The 18950-nt window shown below is 41.7% G+C and carries 11 protein-coding genes; 1 reads left to right on the forward strand and 10 read right to left on the reverse strand.

Annotated features, from left to right (window positions below; translation table 11 throughout):
- Positions 1-75: 75 nt before the first annotated feature.
- From HX021_RS07575 to HX021_RS07605, 7 genes are all read right to left on the reverse strand, one after another.
- Positions 76-2310 (reverse strand): S9 family peptidase, encoded by a 2235-nt coding sequence (locus HX021_RS07575; protein WP_286589545.1) that lies wholly within the window; start codon positions 2308-2310, stop codon positions 76-78.
- On the reverse strand, positions 2297-3721 hold the full coding sequence (locus HX021_RS07580) for an APC family permease (protein ID WP_286589546.1): 1425 nt from the start codon (positions 3719-3721) through the stop codon (positions 2297-2299). The genes HX021_RS07575 and HX021_RS07580 overlap by 14 nt, the downstream gene beginning before the upstream one ends.
- A 5-nt stretch (positions 3722-3726) precedes the next feature.
- Positions 3727-5502, reverse strand: a complete 1776-nt coding sequence (locus HX021_RS07585; protein ID WP_286589547.1) for a DUF885 family protein — start codon at positions 5500-5502, stop codon at positions 3727-3729.
- A gap of 26 nt (positions 5503-5528) precedes the next feature.
- Entirely contained in the window at positions 5529-6794 is a 1266-nt protein-coding gene (locus HX021_RS07590; RefSeq protein WP_286589548.1) for an NAD(P)/FAD-dependent oxidoreductase, read from the reverse strand.
- A 44-nt stretch (positions 6795-6838) separates the two neighbouring features.
- Positions 6839-7837, reverse strand: a complete 999-nt coding sequence (locus HX021_RS07595) for a 4-hydroxyproline epimerase (RefSeq protein WP_286589549.1) — start codon at positions 7835-7837, stop codon at positions 6839-6841.
- A gap of 19 nt (positions 7838-7856) precedes the next feature.
- Positions 7857-9314 carry an aldehyde dehydrogenase (NADP(+)) gene (locus HX021_RS07600; protein WP_286589550.1) on the reverse strand — a complete coding sequence of 486 codons (1458 nt, stop codon included), beginning with the start codon at positions 9312-9314 and terminating at the stop codon, positions 7857-7859.
- 131 nt (positions 9315-9445) lie between these two features.
- The gene (locus HX021_RS07605) at positions 9446-10345 is read right to left on the reverse strand and encodes a dihydrodipicolinate synthase family protein (protein ID WP_286589551.1); all 900 of its coding nucleotides are present in this window, start codon (positions 10343-10345) and stop codon (positions 9446-9448) included.
- A 277-nt stretch (positions 10346-10622) separates the two neighbouring features.
- On the opposite strand from HX021_RS07605, the gene HX021_RS07610 reads away from it, so the two are divergent.
- A complete protein-coding gene (locus HX021_RS07610) occupies positions 10623-13358 on the forward strand; it encodes a DUF5695 domain-containing protein (protein ID WP_286589552.1) in 2736 nt (911 codons plus the stop codon).
- Positions 13359-13439: 81 nt separating this feature from the next.
- Here the strand turns inward: HX021_RS07610 and HX021_RS07615 are convergent, their stop codons facing one another.
- From HX021_RS07615 to HX021_RS07625, 3 genes are read right to left on the reverse strand one after another with little or no spacing between them, the layout of a single operon-like run.
- On the reverse strand, positions 13440-16535 hold the full coding sequence (locus HX021_RS07615) for an efflux RND transporter permease subunit (protein WP_286589553.1): 3096 nt from the start codon (positions 16533-16535) through the stop codon (positions 13440-13442).
- A 1-nt stretch (position 16536) separates the two neighbouring features.
- Positions 16537-17643 (reverse strand): efflux RND transporter periplasmic adaptor subunit, encoded by a 1107-nt coding sequence (locus tag HX021_RS07620; RefSeq protein ID WP_286589554.1) that lies wholly within the window; start codon positions 17641-17643, stop codon positions 16537-16539.
- Entirely contained in the window at positions 17643-18914 is a 1272-nt protein-coding gene (locus HX021_RS07625; RefSeq protein WP_286589555.1) for a TolC family protein, read from the reverse strand. Before HX021_RS07625 ends, HX021_RS07620 begins: the two co-directional genes overlap by 1 nt.
- Positions 18915-18950: the final 36 nt, after the last annotated feature.

Consider the following 18950-nt stretch of genomic DNA (forward strand, 5'->3'; position numbering starts at 1 on the left):
TGAGAACAAAGCTGTCCTTCATTTACCTTCGTAAGATAACCATCAATAAGCTCGTCACAATTTCTGCCTCATGATTTAATATAGCTTCCAAGCAGGAGGATCTACACCCAACAAATGTTTTACAAAGTAATCCCGTCTTTTTCTTTCGCCGTAATCTCCTCCTGAAGAATGTCCCATTCCTGGAACCATAATAAAATCATGATTTTTCTGGGCTTTTATCAGGGCATCTACCAATTGAAAAGTCGACGAAGGATCAACGTTATCATCCAGCTCGCCAACAATCAACAATAAATTCCCCTCCAGTTTAGCCGCATTTTCCACGTTCGAAGAAGCTGCGTATTGAGGACCTATCGGCCATCCCATCCACTGCTCATTCCACCAGATCTTATCCATTCTATTATCATGACAGCCACAGGAGGAGACCCCTACTTTATAAAATTCGGGATGGAATAACAATGCTCCTGTCGAACTTTGTCCACCCGCCGAAGTTCCATAAATCCCAACTCTCCCCAGATCCATGGACTTATATTTCTTTGCTGCAGCCTGCATCCATGCAATCCGGTCCGGAAACCCTGCATCCTTCAGGTTTTTCCAGCAAACATCATGAAATGCCTTCGAACGGTTCGAAGTTCCCATCCCATCAATCTGCACCACAATAAACCCCAATTCAGCAAGTTCATACATACCACTTGGATTACTATAAAAAGATTTTGGGACAAAAGAACTGTGTGGTCCAGCATAAATATATTCGATGACAGGATAAGTTTTGGCGGAACTATAGTTTGTCGGACGTATGATAACACCCCAAATATCTGTCACACCATCGCGTCCTTTAGCTTTAAAAACTTCTGGAGCCTTCCATCCCACAGCTTCAATTGCTTTACTGCTGGATTTTTCCAATTCCATAATAACATTCCCCTGCTGATCACGTAGCACCGCAATAGGCGCTTGGTCCACACGTGAATACAGATCAACAAATTGCGAATGATCTTTATTGAAAAATGCCTGGTGATTAGCATTTTCTTTTGTCAATTCTTTCAGATCTTTCCCGTCAAAACCAATGGAATAATAATGAATCAGATAAGGATCTTCTTCCCTGTGCATACCACTGCCTTCGAAAATAATCTTCCGTTTCGCAGTATCGACATACTGCACTTTACGAACAACCCAATTTCCTTTCGTTATCTGATTTTTCACCTTTCCCGTCAGTCCGTCATAGAGATATAAGTGATTCCATCCATCTCGCTCAGAAGCCCATATGATTTCCTTTCCATCCGATATATCCTTACGGTATTTTTTGCCACTATAATCAATAAAAGTATTGCTTTGCTCATGAATCAAATGACTGGATAAGCCATTCTTGGCCTCCAATTGCATAATTCCATACATTTGATGCCCTCTTTTGTTATATTCAAAGGTAATCGCTCTGCTATCCTCTCGCCATACTGGATCGGAAATATAAAACTGATTGGCAATCATCTGGGCATCAAATACAAACAATTTATCAGTTCCTATATCATATAACAGCGGAAGTTTTTGAGCAAGGGCATCCCCTGGTTTAACATAATCACGCATTTGAACCTTAGGTTGTAATTGGTCCTGAGGTGAGGATTCAATCAATGTAAGCTGCCTTACCCCTATTTTTTGGATCTTTACTGTAGCTAATTTTTTGCTATCCGGCGACCACTGGATCTCGTTGCTATAGAAATTTTCAGCATTGCCATCAAAAGTCAGCTGCCTTGCAGCACTTACCTGTCCTTTTTTTGCTAAAAATAGATTATTATTTCTCACAAAAGCAACGTATACTTTATCCGGAGATTCTACTTCTTTATACGAATGATCACGGTCCTGCTGTCCCCAATAACTTGTATTCTTCTCTTTACGCTTACTAGGCTTGCCCTGTGTCAATTGGCCAGAGCGTCGGCTCCAGATCCAACAATAGCCTTCTAAGTCCAGGCAGACTTGATCTTCATCAATCAGTGTTATCCGGTCATTCGGAATGAGGCGATTGTCGATCTTCTGCCCTAATTTATGCTCCATCATTGACAGCACTTTTTCACTGTCAAACAATGGCTCCTTGGTTTTTAACTTTGGATTCACAAGGATATAATCTTTTCCTTTTAACGTGTTTAGGTCATACCAAAATAAATCGCCAGTATCATTCCAATAAAACTGACCAGGCAAATGATCAATTTTATTCCTCAACTGTACTTTTAAATTCTTTGCGCGTTGATAATCAGCCAAAGTTCCTTGACCAAAAAGTACCCCCATATGGAGGATAACGAAAAATATTGTGCTAAAAATTTTCATTCTTTGGACGTTTAGCATGTATTAAATAGTAAATAGGGATGCCCAAAAATGCGATAAAGATACCGGGCCAGGTATAATTGGGCTTAAAAATAACCATAAGGCCGATGAAAGCGAGCCCCATTATGACGTAAAGAATGGGCAGAAAGGGATAGCCAAATGCTTTATATGGTCGTTCCAAATGTGGACGTGAAATCCGCAGTCGGATAATACCGGCTATCGCTAAGACATAAAAAATAACAACAACACAGGTAATCATGTCAAGCAAATCGCCATATTTACCGCTCAAACACCATATGCCAGCTGCTAGGCACTGAATCCAAAGGGCCCAAGCAGGGACGGCTCGCGAATTTAATTTGCCAGCCTGCTTAAAAAACAAACCGTCTTTGCCCATGGAGTAATAAACTCTGGCTCCAGCCAGGATGATCCCATTGTTACATCCAAAAGTACTGACCATGATCATGACAGCAATAATTGTGACCCCAAAAGCTCCAAAAATCTCTTGTGCCACACTCATTGCCACCCTGTCCTTAGGTGCGTTGACCATATCTTGCAGAGGTAATATCCCAGTATACATCAGATTGGTCAACACATAAATTACGGTGACCAATAATGTGCCCAATGCCAGGCTCAATCCAATATTACGCTGTGGATTTTTAATCTCTCCTGCCACTGCTGAGGACGAATGCCATGAATCACTGCTGAATAATGCGCCCACCATAGCTGCTGAAAAAGCTCCCATAGCTGAAGCCCCATCGTATGGCAAAAAAGTTCCATCAGCATTGAGATGGCGCATAGACCATAATGACGTCGTGTACCAGTTCAAGTTCCATACCTCATGCTTCAGGGCCAAATAACCAAATAATACCAGAATCACCAAGCTTCCTATCTTGATCAATGTAACAGACGTCTGCACGCTTTTACCACTATTTATTCCCCTAGCATTGATGAAAGTTAAAAGAATAATCATCATAATTGCCAGCACCTGTGCTGCAGAAATATGGTAGCTTTCCCATCTTAACAGATAAACATCCTCATCCAAAAAAGGGAAAAGATAAGCTGTAAATTTGGCAAATGCTACTCCCACAGCAGCTATCGTAGCAGTTTGAATAACCGCAAAAAATGTCCATCCAAAAACAAAACTTACCAGGGGGCCGTAGGCCTCCCGTAGATAAACGTATTGACCACCAGCTTTTGGAAACATAGCACTCAATTCTCCATAACTCAATGCAGCCGTAAGTGTCATAAATCCGCTGATCAGCCATACGATCATCATCCATCCGACTGAGCCCGTATTTCTGGCAATATCTGCCGACACAATAAAAATTCCTGAACCGATCATGCTACCGACAACCAGCATGGTAGCATCCAATAAACCCAAAGATCTCTGAAAAGTCTGTTTTTTTTCCAGCATAAGTTTTAATTTTTGAAATGATAAAACTTCCAGTTCGTTTCATAATCCTGTGGTAGCCTATCCCCTTTCAGAATAGCCCTCAATAGCTCCATGGGGAGATAATTTTCACGAATTACACGTTCATGAAATTCACGATATGACATCAGTCCCTGGTCTACCATCTCCTCCTTAATGCGCAGCAATTGCAGGCCGCCGACGAGATATGCAAGTTGATATAAAGGGTCATAGCTTCCTTCAAACGAACGTTTCACTTCACCATGCGCATTGGTCCGCTCAAAGCCGACCCGATCGACTAAATAATTGATGCATTGTTGGGGAGTCCATTCTCCCAAATGAAATTTAATACTGAAAGTAATCCGTGCACAACGATGCATACGCCAGAATAACATGCCTATGCGCTCTTCAGGTGTTTTCGCAAAACCTTGGTTATATAACAGCAGCTCCCAATAAAGTGTCCATCCTTCAGTCCAAAAAGGCGTGTTAAATGTAGTTTCACGATAAGGCTTATAACGCCTGTTCATAAAATACTGCAAATGATGTCCTGGAATCAATTCATGCTGAACCGTTCCTCTAGAAAAATAAGGGTTATTCCCCCGCATACTCATCAATTTTGCTTCTTGATCCATCGTATTCGTTGGGTAGGAAATACTGATTTCACGGCCTCCGGTAAAAAAAGGGTTAACCAACTGCCGTTCAGGTGTCATCATGATCATGCCCCAAGTTTCATCGGCCAGCTCAGGAATATCCATAAGCTCATGTTCCTTAATAAATTGCTGGGCCTCATTGTATAACTTCATAATGAGTTCAGGCTGTCTCCCCAGAGGCACATAAGTATTCTTAACTTTTTCCTGCGCAGCTTTCCAGTCCATACCATACCCCATTTCCTCACTTGCTTTCAAGAGTTCAGCTTCACACCATGTAAATTCCTGTTCAGCCAGTCTGAGTAAATCTGTAGCCGAATAACTGATCATCTCTGCTTTTAATTTTTGATTGAGTTTTTCTTCACCAATAGGTATTCCCCCAATTTGACTACCATCATCAAAGACCTTCCAGTCACTTTTGAGTATAAGCTTCTCCTTATAATCAGACAACTTATTTTTGACCTGTTGAAAAATTGACGGCACCCACCATGTAAAATCAGGATCATATCCATGATAAAAGTCAAAGGTGCTGCAGAGCCGGAGATCCAACGAAACCAACAGCCCTGTCAGAAAGTTTACATCAGCATATGGAATAACAGGTTTCGAAGACAGACCAGCTATAGCCCGATCAATTTGGGCTGCAACTAAGGTCAGTTCATGAGCAACTTCTTCTCCAGCTAATTTTTTTCCTCTTCGCCGTTGCTTTTCAAGTGCAAAAATCTGTTCCGCAAAAGGTAAATAGGTCACTAATCTTTTATATTGTAAGCTATTTTCTTTTAGATCAGTAAGGCTGCTTTTCAGTTTCCGTTTTAACAAAATAAAATCAGCCCGACCTGATGGGTCTAATTCTTCATAAGGAAATTTATCCAGTACAGCTAAATATTCGTTGTTCAGTCGCTGCAGCCGTTCCATTTGTTCCGGAGAAAGGGCTGCATCTTGACTGCCCCAGTCTTTGGGCATTGGGCCATAAAAATAATTAATAGCCTCCACGTCATGGCCGTACCGAACAATATACGGTTCTATTGGCGTGGTATGATGATACAAATTGTTTTCTTGTGCTTGCATAGAAAAAGGTAGGATAAAAAACAGCACCATGCAGCGTACTTTTGTGCGTGCTGTCAGCGAGATTAGGTTCATCATATGGTAAATTTGGTTGAAAAAAACTGTCAACCGTCAAAGCGGTCTGGCTTAAAGCCTATGATATCCGATTCTATGGGTCTCCTGGACAAAAGATCTGAAACTATCTTTCCATAAGCAGGGCCAAGACTTAATCCCATCATTCCACCGCCACCTGCCACAACTGCGTTTCCGTATCTTTTCAACCCGCCCAGATAAGGCAATCCATCAGGTGAACAGGGTCTATAACCATACCATATGTTATCTTTTGGATAATCTACTTTTAATTCAGGATAATACTTCGGGATAGCTTCCACAATACCCTTTACCCTATTTTCATAAATTTTATCATTAGCCGGTCCAAGTTCCATCGTACCGCTGAATCGAATCTGGCCATTCATTGGTGTGACAGCAACACGTGCTTCAAGTAATAATGCTGCATGGTTCATGTTGTTTTCCACCATAGGATCATACATAAAGGAATACCCCTTACCTGGCATCAATGGTATATTGATATCCAGTTTAGCCGCCAGTTGAGGCAAATAAGCTCCACCTGTCAATACAAAGGCATCTGCTTCAAAACTCCCTCTATTACTTATTGCCGCTTTAATGGTGTTACCAGCCACTGTAAATTTATTGACTTCTGTCTCCATATGAAACTCCACACCTTTCATCTTGAGGTACCCAATAAGCTGCTGCATCAATTTAGGTGGATATATTTTCCCGTCACAACGATACAGTACTGCACCCAGAATATCCAATTTGAGATTTGGTTCCAGTTCCTGAACTTCATTTCCATTCAATATATCAACATCCAGCCCCAACTCCTGTGCGTGATGGGCAAGTTCAATTTCTTCGTGTTGTACCTCGCTAGACTTGTACATCATCAATATACCATTTTGCTTGAGTTCAAAATCAAAATCATCCTCCGCAGCCAAAGCGTTATACAATCCACTGCTGTATAAGTTTAAGTCACGAATAGCACAGGCATGTTTATCCACATGCGCTCGATTGGCATGCTTTAGAAATTTCAGCCCCCAACTCATTAATCTAGGGTTTAAAGAAGGACGTACATAGAAAGGGCTTTTCCTGTTAAACATCCATTTAATCCCCTGTGCCACCATACCTGGAGCCGCCAATGGGGTAAAATGGCTTGGAACTATCATGCCCGCATTCCCATAAGAACAGTTGTTATCCCCCCTATTTTTTTCCAGAATCTTTACTTTCCAACCATCTCTGACCAAATAATAAGCTGATGCCAATCCAGCTATTCCAGCACCAATGACCACCACTGTACCACTATTATTTTCTTTCACCTTGTTATTGTCTAGTGTTAATTTACGATTATCCGAATGCTTTCTCAAATTACCTGAAAACCGCCAAAATATGGGTCTTCATCATCTAAGAAAATGGTATTGTACCCTGTTATTCTTGCCCAGCCTTCCACCGAGGGAATAATAGCTGGTTTTCCAGCTACAGTAGTCTCCGCTTCAATTTTACCAATAAACTGTGATCCGATATAACTTTCATGCACGAACGCTGTTCCTTTTTTAAGTTTACCTTTGGCATACCACTGGGCCATACGTGCAGAAGTACCTGTCCCACAAGGAGAACGGTCCAATGCATTCTCTCCCACGAGAACCGCATTTCTTGCGGAGGAGCTTGTATGGACTGGGGTCCCTGTCCATTGAATATGGCTGAGTCCATAAATATGAGAATCTTCGGGATGCACAAAAGAGTATTTTTCATTAAGCAGCTGACGGATTATTTTGCCATAATGGATCAACTGACTGGCAGAATATGTGCTGATATCTTTAAAATTAGCCTGTGGATCGATGATTCCATAAAAGTTCCCACCATAAGCCACATCCACCGTGATCATACCCAGGTCCGGGCAGTCAACCGTTAATCCTTCAGCATATAAGAAAGATTTTACATTGGTCAGTTTTACACTGGTGACTTTCTGGCCTTTCTGCTCATAGTCAATATGTACAAGCCCTGCCGGTGTTTCCAATCTTAATTTACCCGGTACTTTGGGTGTAACCAGCCCCTCTTCTATAGCAATCGTCACCGTACCGATGGTACCGTGCCCACACATGGGCAGACAACCACTCGTTTCAATATAAAGAACGCCAATATCATTTTCCGGGTCGACCGCTGGATAAAGCATGCTGCCACTCATCATATCATGTCCTCGAGGCTCAAACATCAGTCCTTTTCGAATCCAATCATAATCCCGCATAAAATGTAGCCTTCGCTCCATCATTGAATCACCTTGCAAAAGCGGAGCACCACCTGCAACCAATCTTACCGGACATCCGCAAGTATGCGAATCAATACAAAAAAAAGTTTTCTTCATCGTTGATAGCTCATCATTATTATTCTTTGGTCCATTGCTGATTGACCAATCTGTTTATATGAAGTGGATTTTCATCTTGCAGCTCCATCGGCAAGAATTCATTAGGCCAATTTTGAAAACTGATCGGTTTCAGAAAACGCTTCACGGCATCGGGCCCAACGGATGTAAAGCGTGCATCCGTGCTTGCTGGAAACGGTCCCCCATGCTGCATTGCATATTGTACTTCCACGCCTGTTGGCATGCCCTGAAACAAGAGCCTTCCACATTTGTCCTGCGCCAGGACAAAAAGTTCTTTATATTTTCGGATGTCATTTTCCGATGCCGCGAAAGTCAGCGTAATTTGACCGTTCAAGCTCTCCATTATAGTTCGCATTTCATCTTCGTCACTACAGGTAATGATCAAGCCGAAAGGTCCGAAGACTTCCTCCAGGAGAGTTGGATCCGCTAAAACCTGCGCAGCGTCTGTTTCCACTAGCATGGCCTGCGCCATTCCGCCTTGCATCTCATTTCCCCCCACAGCAAGCAGTTTTACCCCATCATGTCTCTTCATCTCCGCCGTCAATCGATCATAATTTTCCAATATTCCCGGGTGCAACATGGTGCCTGCAGAGATTGTGGCCAATTCCTTTTTCAAATGAGCTTTGAGTAGTTCCAATTTTTCTCCAGCAAGACCAATCAATACGCCAGGATTGGTGCAGAACTGCCCCACACCCAATGCCAGTGACCCGATATACTGTTTGGCAAATCCATCCACCTGATTATTGAGATAATCAGGCAATACGAATACCGGGTTTATACTCCCCATCTCTGCAAATACTGGAATGGGATCCGGACGTGACTGTCCTAAATCATATAATGATTTACCGCCTTTAAAGGAACCTGTGAATGCCACAGCTTTGACCAAAGGATGCTGCACCAATTGCTGCCCTGTAGCCATTGCATCTGCTACGATGTGGTTAAAGACACCTGCCGGCGCTCCAAATTTGGCAAGCCCCCGATCAATGGCATCTGCCATCAATTGTGATGTTTTGACATGTGCAGGGTGGGCCTTTATGATGACTGAACATCCTGCTCCAATGGCACTTGCAGTATCCCCCCCAGCAGTCGAAAAAGCAAAAGGAAAGTTGCTTGCCCCAAAGACCACTACAGGACCAAGTCCCTTATTATATTTGCGCAGATCAAACTGTCCATTGGGATCCTGGTCAATTCTTGCTTCACTGTAAATACCTGTCCCAACCGCATCAGCATACTTACGCCACTGATTGACCGTTCTTACTTTTTCACCTTGAAGCCGACCTATAGGTAAAGCTGTCTCTACATGTGCTGTTTCAATCAAAACGTCACCAAGGGACTCTATTTCTGCAGCAATGGCATACATTAGTTTTGCACGTTGGTCAACATTACATTGTTGCATAAACTGAAATCCGGCTTCAGCCAGCTGTACGACACGATCAATCTCATTTTTATTCCAAATCATAATGTTTATTTTACTATGGTCATCTAAATCGCTTACTTCCGTAATCAATTTTTTAATCGTCCACACTACTATATATGATACTTAATAAACAGCCATATGTTTGATGACTGTTTAAAAGACAACTTGATTTTCTATAATTGTGGTCTGCTCGCTATCGCATCAGCAATAATCTTTTTAATTCGCTGCTCCTCTTCTCCAATCAATGGCAAACGCGGAGCGCGTGTATATGGCGTAGAAATCCCCTCCGCCGTGGCAGCCAGCTTAATATATTGTACCAACTTTGGATGGATGTCCAGCTCCAGCAACGGCATAAACCAACGGTATATCGCTATAGCTTTCTCATATTCACCCTTATTGACAAGGTCATACATCGCTACCGTTTCTTTTGGGAATGCATCTACCAACCCGGCAACAAGGCCATCAGCCCCCAGCATTAAAGACTCTAAACAGATCGTATCCACTCCGCCTAGAATCTTTAATCGGTCAGCAAAACGGTTTCTTAAACGTGTCACATTGGTTAAGTCTCGGGTGGATTCTTTCACCGCTTGAATATTAGGCTCTAACAACAGTTCCTCAAACATATCCACAGAGACATAAGTACCATAATCCACAGGATTGTTATAGATCAAAATGGGCAATTTTGTACTTTGTGCAACAGCACGAAAATAAGCCACTGCCTCCCTGTCATCAGCACGATAACGCATTGGCGGCAATAACATCAGACCATCTCCACCGAGTTTTTCTGTCATTTGTGCCACTGCTATTGCTGCAACAGTTGTATTCTCCGCAATATTGAGCAGCACAGGGATACGACCATTTACCAGTTTAAGCGCGTATTTCAATAATTCGTATTTCTCGTCATTACTCAAGACGCTTGCCTCACCCAGTGATCCAGCGATAATTAGACCGTGAACACCTGCATTCAGCTGCGCTTCAATATTTTTACCAAACATCTCAAAATCCAGATTCCCTTCTTCATCAAACGGAGATAACATTGCTGGATAAATTCCCTTCCAATTTAATTGTGCCATAGTTATATTAATTTTTATATTTCTTTATCACAAATCTATTTGGAATCACCGTTCTGATCTTCTCGTGAATTAATCAAGACTAACCTGATTTTGACCTTTTCACTTCAAGAGGTTTATACATGGATATTTAGTTGTATTATCAATTCTGATCCATCAACATCGTATTGTCAGCATGTCAACGAACAAAATAAGGTGAATATCTGTTAAAATGCAATCTATATTATCAAAACTTAAATGTAATTTCAACATTTATTATAAGACTAACAAAAAATATTTCATGAGAAGCAAACAGTTATATCTAATTCTCGGGTCCCATTTCCTCTATTTTCTCTTTTCAACCTCCTGTTATGGGCAACAGTCTTTTTGGGAAAAAATAGAGAAACAACCGGCAACACTAGGTATTGATAAGGGGTCTGAAAGTTTTACACTTCAAAGCTTAGCACTTACTTTATTAAAAACATCGCAGACCGTGTCAGGATTGAAGCTCCATGATGATTCTGTTTTTGACTTTACTCCAGATGAGTTACTTCCCAAACGTGACCGTAACAGTTTTTATCATTTAGGCGATATTAACCTTGCTGTTCGGCAAAGCGACAATGACCAATGGCATTTTTACTCTTCCGCGAAACATCGTCAACCTGTATCTCCTCTAACCACATTTAACACTCAGCTGGCAAAAGCGGATCTTTCAAATACATTGGATGGTATTCCATTGCAAGTCATCCGTACATGGGAAAACCATAATGGAGATCTTGTCTTGCGATTTGAGATCAAAAACACGACGCATAAAACCTATGAGATCGGAGATCTCGGTGTGCCGATGATATTCAACAATCATATGGACGCCAAGAGTCTGGATTCAGCACATCATGATAATGTTTTTTTTGATCCCTATATAGGTTGTGATGCTGGTTATCTTCAAGTAAACAGATTGCATGGTTTGGGGCCAAGCCTTTTGATTCTCCCATTGGAAGGAACTGGTTTCGAGGCTTACAACCCGCTAAATGACGACCCTACCCCTCGAAGTATAACTTTTGAAGGATTCCACGAATGGATGATACATAGTAAAGCTACCGCCCAAACTGCCTGGCAGAATGCCGTTCCTTGGAACATTCCAACCTCTACCCTTTTAAAGCCAGGTGCCTCGAAATCCATTGGCTTCCGCTTTGTACTCGCTCCTTCCATTAAAGCAAAAGAAGATGTGCTTATACAGCAGCATAAACCTGTTGCCATTGGAGCTCCAGGTTATATTGTTCCGATGGATGCTCCAGCAAAACTATTTATACATTATCATAAAGCAATTTCAAAAATTACCGTCTCTCCTGCAAATGCACTCAGCCTAAAAAAAATGTCCCCCACCAAGAACGGATGGATGGCTTATGAACTTACCGGTCAACATTGGGGCCGGGCACGGTTAACAATCCATTACAGTGATGGATTACAGCAGACCGTTCATTACAAAGTGATCAAATCCGAAGTAGAGGTGGTAAAAGATTTGGGACATTTTCTAACAAACAAGCAATGGTTTAACGAGCGGAATGATCCATTTGGCCGTGCTCCCTCCATCATGACCTACGACAATGAAACACAACAACTGGTCAAACAGGAACAACGGGCATGGTTTGCAGGCTTAAGTGATGAGGCTGGGGCCGCAAGCTGGCTCGCTGCCCTTATGAAGCAGATCCTTATCCCTGACCCACAGGAAATTGAAAAGATCAGGCTATTTATGAAGGAAACTCTCTTTGGAAAAATACAATTAGCTTCCGGGAAAGATAAATATGGAGTAGTCAAAAGTCTATTCTACTATGAGCCAGACAGCATGCCTATGGGAACCTATGTTGACACTATCAATTTTAAAACCTGGGCGGCTTGGCCAAAAAAAGAAGCGATGGACTTAGGGAGATCCTATAATTATCCACATGTCGCTGCAGCACATTGGGTCTTTTATTGCCTGGCCAAAAATTATCCAACTTTAGTCCCCGATGAAACCTGGAGGACTTATTTGGATCGCGCTTTTGAGACTACAATGGCTATGGTGGAGAAAGCTCCATATTATGCCCAATTTGGTCAGATGGAAGGGAGCATTTTTCTCATCCTGCTCAATGATCTCAGAAAAGAGGGCTTTTCGGATCATGCCAATCGCCTGGAAGCTGCCATGCGAAAACGAGCGGAACACTGGAGGGGTCTTCCCTATCCTTTTGGCAGCGAAATGCCATGGGACTCAACGGGGCAGGAAGAAGTATACCTCTGGTCCAAATTTTTTGGTTTTGACGATAAAGCACTGGTTACCTTGAATGCCATCCTTGCTTATACTCCTGTCTTACCTCATTGGGGATACAATGGAAGTGCCAGACGTTACTGGGATTTTGTTTATGGTGGAAAGCTATCCCGCATCGAACGACAGTTGCACCATTATGGTTCTGCACTCAACGCTATTCCATTATTAACCGATTATAGAGATCATCCAGATGATTTTTACCTTCTTCGTGTGGGCCATGCTGCTATGATGGGAGCACTTGCCAATGTCACGGCAGAAGGATTCGGTCCGGCCGCCTTCCATTCTTACCCAGCAACTTTAACCATCGATGGAATGACTGGCGACTATGGCTGTGGTTTTTATGGTTATGCGATCAACTCGGGCACCTATATTTATAAGCATCCAGAATTTGGTTGGTTAGCATTTAGTGGTACACTTACTGAGGACCAAAACAATATCTCTGTCAAAATCAAGACCGCCGGAAAATCCCGCGTATATTTAGCGGAAGAGAAACTTTGGATCACACTGGAAGCCGGACAGCTCGACCGCCTCAGCTACAACAAAACCAACCGGTCAATACGTTTATATTTTGATCGGTCCCCTTTGCAGGCAGCTGCTTTCAAGCTCAGCATTGATGCTAAAAACCCTTACAAGGTCGTTGGCTATGATGCTAATCCATCCGCCACCTATACAATTCCATCGCAGGTAGAAACGATTGTTTTATCTCCTGCCCCATATAACAGCATAAAAGACTAACGCGTTGAAAACAACAAAGGTTGCCCTGTATTATTAACAGGCAACCTTTTTGTTGTATATAGTAATTAGAATATGGGCAAACTAAACCTTATAATCCTTCCTATAACAGCAGTAAAAAACAATTGGCAGGATGGAAAAAGAAAGAATCATACAGATAATCAATCCACCAACAATCATAATAGCCAATGGTTTTTGGATTTCTGACCCCATTCCATTTGAAAGTGCTGCCGGCAATAACCCCATGGCCCCCATTAAAGCAATCATTAAAATCGGCCTGATCCTGCTCCTGACTGCTTCATAAATAGCTGGTTTAAGGTCCATCTTATGCAGTAGGTTTTCTTTCATGATCCCGATCAGGACAATTCCATCGATTGTAGCTACACCGAATAAAATAATAAAACCTATACCAGCAGAAATTCCAAAGGTAGTCCCTGTCAGCCATAACGACACAAATCCACCTATAAAAGCAAAGGCAAGCGTCAATGACGAAATCAGGGTATCTTTTACATTGCCAAAATTAGCATACAGTAAAAGCAGGATCAAAATAAGCGATATAGGGACCACCTTTATCAACTGTTTTGTTGCGCGTTCTTTACTTTCAAATTCGCCGGCCCAGACCACTTTATAGGATTTGGGTAATTTCACATCCTGTTTGATTTGTTTTTTTGCGTCTGCAATTGTACTGCCTAGATCCCGTCCTTCAATATTAAAACCTACGCCAATATAACGTGAATTACCTTCCCTATAGATAAAAGCCGGTCCGGTATGATAATCAATGGTCGCGATTTCCCGCAAAGGTACCTTTTGATCATTCATTGTTGGTATAATAATATTTCCGATCTTCTCCGGGCTATCACGATACGATTTTTGAAAACGCAGGCGTACATCAAATATGCGTTCATTTTCATAAAATTGAGTGACTGACTGCCCCCCTATGGTCATCTCGATGACCGATTGTACATCTTTGGTCGAGACTCCATATTTTGCCATCTTGGAATCATGCAACTGAATCCGCAGTTCAGGCAATCCTATATTTTTAAAGACGTTGACATCGGCAATTCCTGCAACCCGCTTAAGTGATTCCGCAAACTGATTGGCCTTATTCTCCAGATCCTGTAGATCCTCACCAAAAATTTTAATGACCAAAGGGCTTTTGACTCCCGCAACATATTCTTCCACGTTATCTTGAATCGGCTGACTAAAGCCAAAGTTGATTCCCGGGAAGGTTCGCAGACTATCCCGCATCTGACTTGTCAATTCTTCCTTTGTAATATTCCTTTTCCATACGCTTGCAGGTTTCAGCTCAATGTTAAACTCTATGTTAAAAAAACCAGTTGGATCTGTACCGTCATTGGGTCTTCCAGTCTGTGTCATAATAAAATCGATTTCATCAAATTGACTCAGCAACTTCTTTTTCATGCTTTTGGTCAGTTTAACGGACTCTTCCAGGTTAACACTATTTGGTAAAGTGGCACGGACATAGATAGCCCCCTCATTAAGCTTGGGAAGAAATTCTGAACCATAATAGCTAAATCGAACCATACAGACCACTAAAGTCAACACAAAGATGGATAAGGTCCATTTTGGATGGTCAAAAGCTTTCTTGAAACCGCTAAATATGACATTCCGACTTACTTTGGTAATCTTATTTTCATCCTCCTTGATATTCTTTTTCAGTAGATATTTACACATGGCTGGCACATAAGTCAAGCTTAGCACCAATGACCCCAATAAGGCATACCCAAGCGTAAAAGCCAAAGGAGAAAACATTTTACCCTCAACCTTCTGAAAAGAAAAAATAGGTGTAAGTGCAACGATTAAGATCAACAATGCAAAGAAAATATATCCAGCCACCGATCCCGCACTTTTCTTGATAATACCCAATTTTGAAATCTTATTAAAGCGATTTGTTCCAAGTCGGTGGGCTTCTTTTTCCAGGGACACAAAAACGGTTTCCACGATCACCAGCGTCCCCTCCAATAACAAACCAAAATCCAATGCTCCCATCGATATCAGATTGGCTGGCAATCCTTGTATTTTTAAGAGGATTATCGCAAACAAAAATGCCAATGGAATCACAGAAGCTACGATAAAGGTCGTTTTCCAATTGTTTAAAAAGATAAATACAATGATGGAAACCAACAAGACTCCTTCAATCAGATTTTTGGATACGGTATGCACGGTATTATTAACCAATTTTGTGCGGTCAATGACAGGTTCTATCCTAACATCTTCAGGAAGAATACGTTGATTAAGTTCTTGAATCTTCTCCTTTAAATGTGTCACCACTGCTGATGGATTTTCTCCTCTTAACATGATGACGATGCCCTGTACAAGGTCGTCCTCCGCATTTAACCCGACCTGTCCCAGCCGGGGTTTGGCTCCCAATTCTATCTCGGCCACATGCTTTACCAAGATGGGCGTATTCCCAACAACTTTGATCAGGATATTTCCGATATCCTCTATTTTATCCAGTAAGCCTACACCACGAACCACATAAGCCTGATTTCCTTTCTGGATAACATCTCCGCCAACATTAATATTGGAACGCGAAACCGCCTCATAGACATCCAAAGGTGAAAGGTTATAGTTTGCCAGCTCTGTAGGATTAATCTTTATTTCATAGATTTTTTCTTCTCCACCAAAACTCACCACATCAGCCACACCTGGCACCCCTACCAGCTCCCGTTCGATCACCCAATCCTGAATGGCGGAAACTTCTTTAATGGGACGTTTGCTCTTTACCACATACCGAAAAATCTCTCCCGTTGCCCCCGAAGGTGGCTCTATAGCGCTTTCTGCACCTTCCGGAAGCTCTATAGCACGCATCTTATTGCCAGCATATTGCTGAGCATAAAAATCTGTTACATCATCTTCAAACTGAATGGTTACTACCGATAGACCAAACAATGAAATGGACCTTACATCTGTTTTTTTCGGAATGGTATTCACTTCCTTGGTTACCGGCAGTGTTACAAACTTCTCAATTTCCTCTGCACTGCGGCCTGGCCACTGCGTAATGATGCGAACACGTGTATTGGTCACATCCGGAAAAGCTTCTATCGGAGTATGTATATAAGCATATATTCCTCCCAATAGCAAAGCTGCCGTAAAAAACAGCACTACTAAAGAGTGTTTCAATGAAAATGAAACAATATTCTGTACAATTTTCTTCATGCTATCTGTTCATCAGTTCATCAAATACAATCAACTCATTTTCTGTCAGTACACGGTCTCCCTCTTGTACCCCTTGCTGAATGAATGCGTAAGTTTCATTCTCGGCAACAATATCAACCGGTTTGACCGACATGTCGCAATCACTGCTGTAGATAACCACATAGTTTTGATTGTTGTGTAAAATGATAGCACTTTTGGGAATTGCCAACATCCGTTGACCCTGATTAGCGATTTCTTTTTCGACCAACACATCCACGCTCATTCCGGGCTTCAATCTCAAATCATTATTCAGCAGCTTCACCCGGGCTTTGACAACCCGTTCTTCAGGATCAAAGAAATTGGCAATCTGATCGATTTGACCTTCAAAATACTCCCCTTTATAGGCTAGTGTCGTTATCTTGACCCGGGCACCATTTTTTACAAATGGTAGGTTATTAGCATAGATATTAACTGCTGCCCATACTTCATTCAAATTACTTACAGACAACAAGTCAGCATTGTCATCGACCGTCATGCCTGGACTTATCTTTTTATCTACAATATACCCTGCTTTTGGTGCCCGTATATAAAAAGTTCCATCTTCGGAAGAACCATTCAACAATTTCATCTTCGATCTGGTATGTTGAATACCAATCTCTACCGCCCTCCATTCACTTTCCATTTCTTCCAGTTCACGCTGGGAAACCATGCCATCCTTAAAAAGATTACGCTGTGCAATTAGTTTACGATCGATCAGTCGCTTATTATTTTCCAATTCACGAAGCTCTTTTCCCAGGTCATTGACTGATGTCCCTTTCAATGCTATCAGAACCTGACCTTTTTTGACATAATCACCCATATTAACTGCCACAGATTGTACAATCCCTTGTACCGGACTTTTTAATACGGCCAATTCATCCTGATTATATTGAATTGATCCATTTAGAGCAATCTGCTCAGCAACATCCCGCTGTTGAATAGTCTCCATTTGAATATGCCGTTTGAAATCAGTATGTATACAATACCCCTGTTTTTCAACATGTTGCTTTTCATTCTCTTTGGGAGATTGACATCCCACCAATAAACCAGCAGATAAAAATGCTAATGATATATAAATAATAGTTTGCATTAGGCAATATCCTTTCCGATTAAATAGATAAGTTCTTCCTTATATTGCAAATATTTTGTTTTCCGTTCCAATATTGCCTCTTTGTTTTCCATATAATTATTAATAAAATCTATAAACTCAACTAGGGTAAGTCTTCGCTGTTGAAAATTCCGCACATAACGTTCAAGCGCGACATCCAATTTGTGATCAAATTCAGTATCTCCGGATTTCAGACTGGATTCCAGATGAACTAAACGGGAGGTGAGAAAGTCAACCTCCCGTACAATGTCCAGACGAAATTGCTCCATCTCCACTTTATTTTTTTCAAGCTCCAGGCTTGCAATCCTAATATTCCCTTGATTCCGATTGAATAAAGGAAGGTCCACTGCTACCCCCAAGCCAACAAAATCACGCATGATATTTCCCCCGCGATCGTAATTGATCGAAACCTGTAAATCGGGAATACGTCCGGCTTTTTCAATTTCAAGTTGGGCTTTGCCCTTTTTGAATTCATTATGGATGATTTTATAATCACTCCGGTTTTCCAGTGCCATCATCTTCCATTCTTTTGGTCTTGGTTGAATAAATGCTGGAGTCCCAATAGAATCCACAACATACAGTTCTCTTCCAGCCGTTCCGAGGTACCTCGCAACTTCATTCTTTTTAGCGATCTTTTGCTGCTGTATTTCGTTCAACCTATTATTAAAAGCCCTGGCTTCACTACGGATACGCAAATAGTCCATTTCGCTGACATTGCCCGCTTTCCATTGATTTAGATAAGATTGTGAAAGCTTTTCAAAAACATCGACTTGGCTACTATACAAGCATTCCTTTTCTTGCAGCAGCTGCAATTCAAGAACTTGGCTGCGCAGGTCATATTTAAGATTTCGAAGCAGTTCTTCGAATTGGAGCTGAGCATTTTCTTTTTCCAGTTGCTGAAACTGAATTCTTTTTTTTCTTTTGCCTGCGATTTCAATGGTCTGCTCCAATTCCATGGCTACTTGCTGATATTTTCCGTACTTTCCGATCAAGGCCGGAAATGACTCACTGGATGGATTTTTCCACAAATTCACTTCCGAGATGGCAATAGTTGGATTGGGCCATAATTTAGCCTGGAGTATGGCGGCATCAGCCTGCTTGATCTGAAAACGTTGTGCCATCAAACGGAGATTGTGCGTCAGGAACAATTGCTCTATCTCTGATTTATGCAAGTGATTTTCGTTTACCTCCTGTGCAGAGAGACCTCCGCAGAGGCTTAGAAAGAGAATGAATGTGATAGATATTTTTCTCACTTTATTTTGGATTTCCACAAAACTAAGTGACAAAGA

The organism is Sphingobacterium sp. N143 (assembly GCF_030325625.1).
Lineage (GTDB): Bacteria > Bacteroidota > Bacteroidia > Sphingobacteriales > Sphingobacteriaceae > Sphingobacterium.

Excerpts from the sequence above, each read along its gene's own strand:
- HX021_RS07585 (WP_286589547.1), bottom strand. The coding sequence starts at position 5,502 with ATGATGAACCTAATCTCGCTGACAGCACGCACAAAAGTACGCTGCATG.
- HX021_RS07580 (WP_286589546.1), bottom strand. The coding sequence starts at position 3,721 with ATGCTGGAAAAAAAACAGACTTTTCAGAGATCTTTGGGTTTATTGGAT.
- HX021_RS07620 (WP_286589554.1), bottom strand. The coding sequence starts at position 17,643 with ATGCAAACTATTATTTATATATCATTAGCATTTTTATCTGCTGGTTTA.
- HX021_RS07605 (WP_286589551.1), bottom strand. The coding sequence starts at position 10,345 with ATGGCACAATTAAATTGGAAGGGAATTTATCCAGCAATGTTATCTCCG.
- HX021_RS07600 (WP_286589550.1), bottom strand. The coding sequence starts at position 9,314 with ATGATTTGGAATAAAAATGAGATTGATCGTGTCGTACAGCTGGCTGAA.
- HX021_RS07595 (WP_286589549.1), bottom strand. The coding sequence starts at position 7,837 with ATGAAGAAAACTTTTTTTTGTATTGATTCGCATACTTGCGGATGTCCG.
- HX021_RS07615 (WP_286589553.1), bottom strand. The coding sequence starts at position 16,535 with ATGAAGAAAATTGTACAGAATATTGTTTCATTTTCATTGAAACACTCT.
- HX021_RS07610 (WP_286589552.1), top strand. The coding sequence starts at position 10,623 with ATGAGAAGCAAACAGTTATATCTAATTCTCGGGTCCCATTTCCTCTAT.
- HX021_RS07575 (WP_286589545.1), bottom strand. The coding sequence starts at position 2,310 with ATGAAAATTTTTAGCACAATATTTTTCGTTATCCTCCATATGGGGGTA.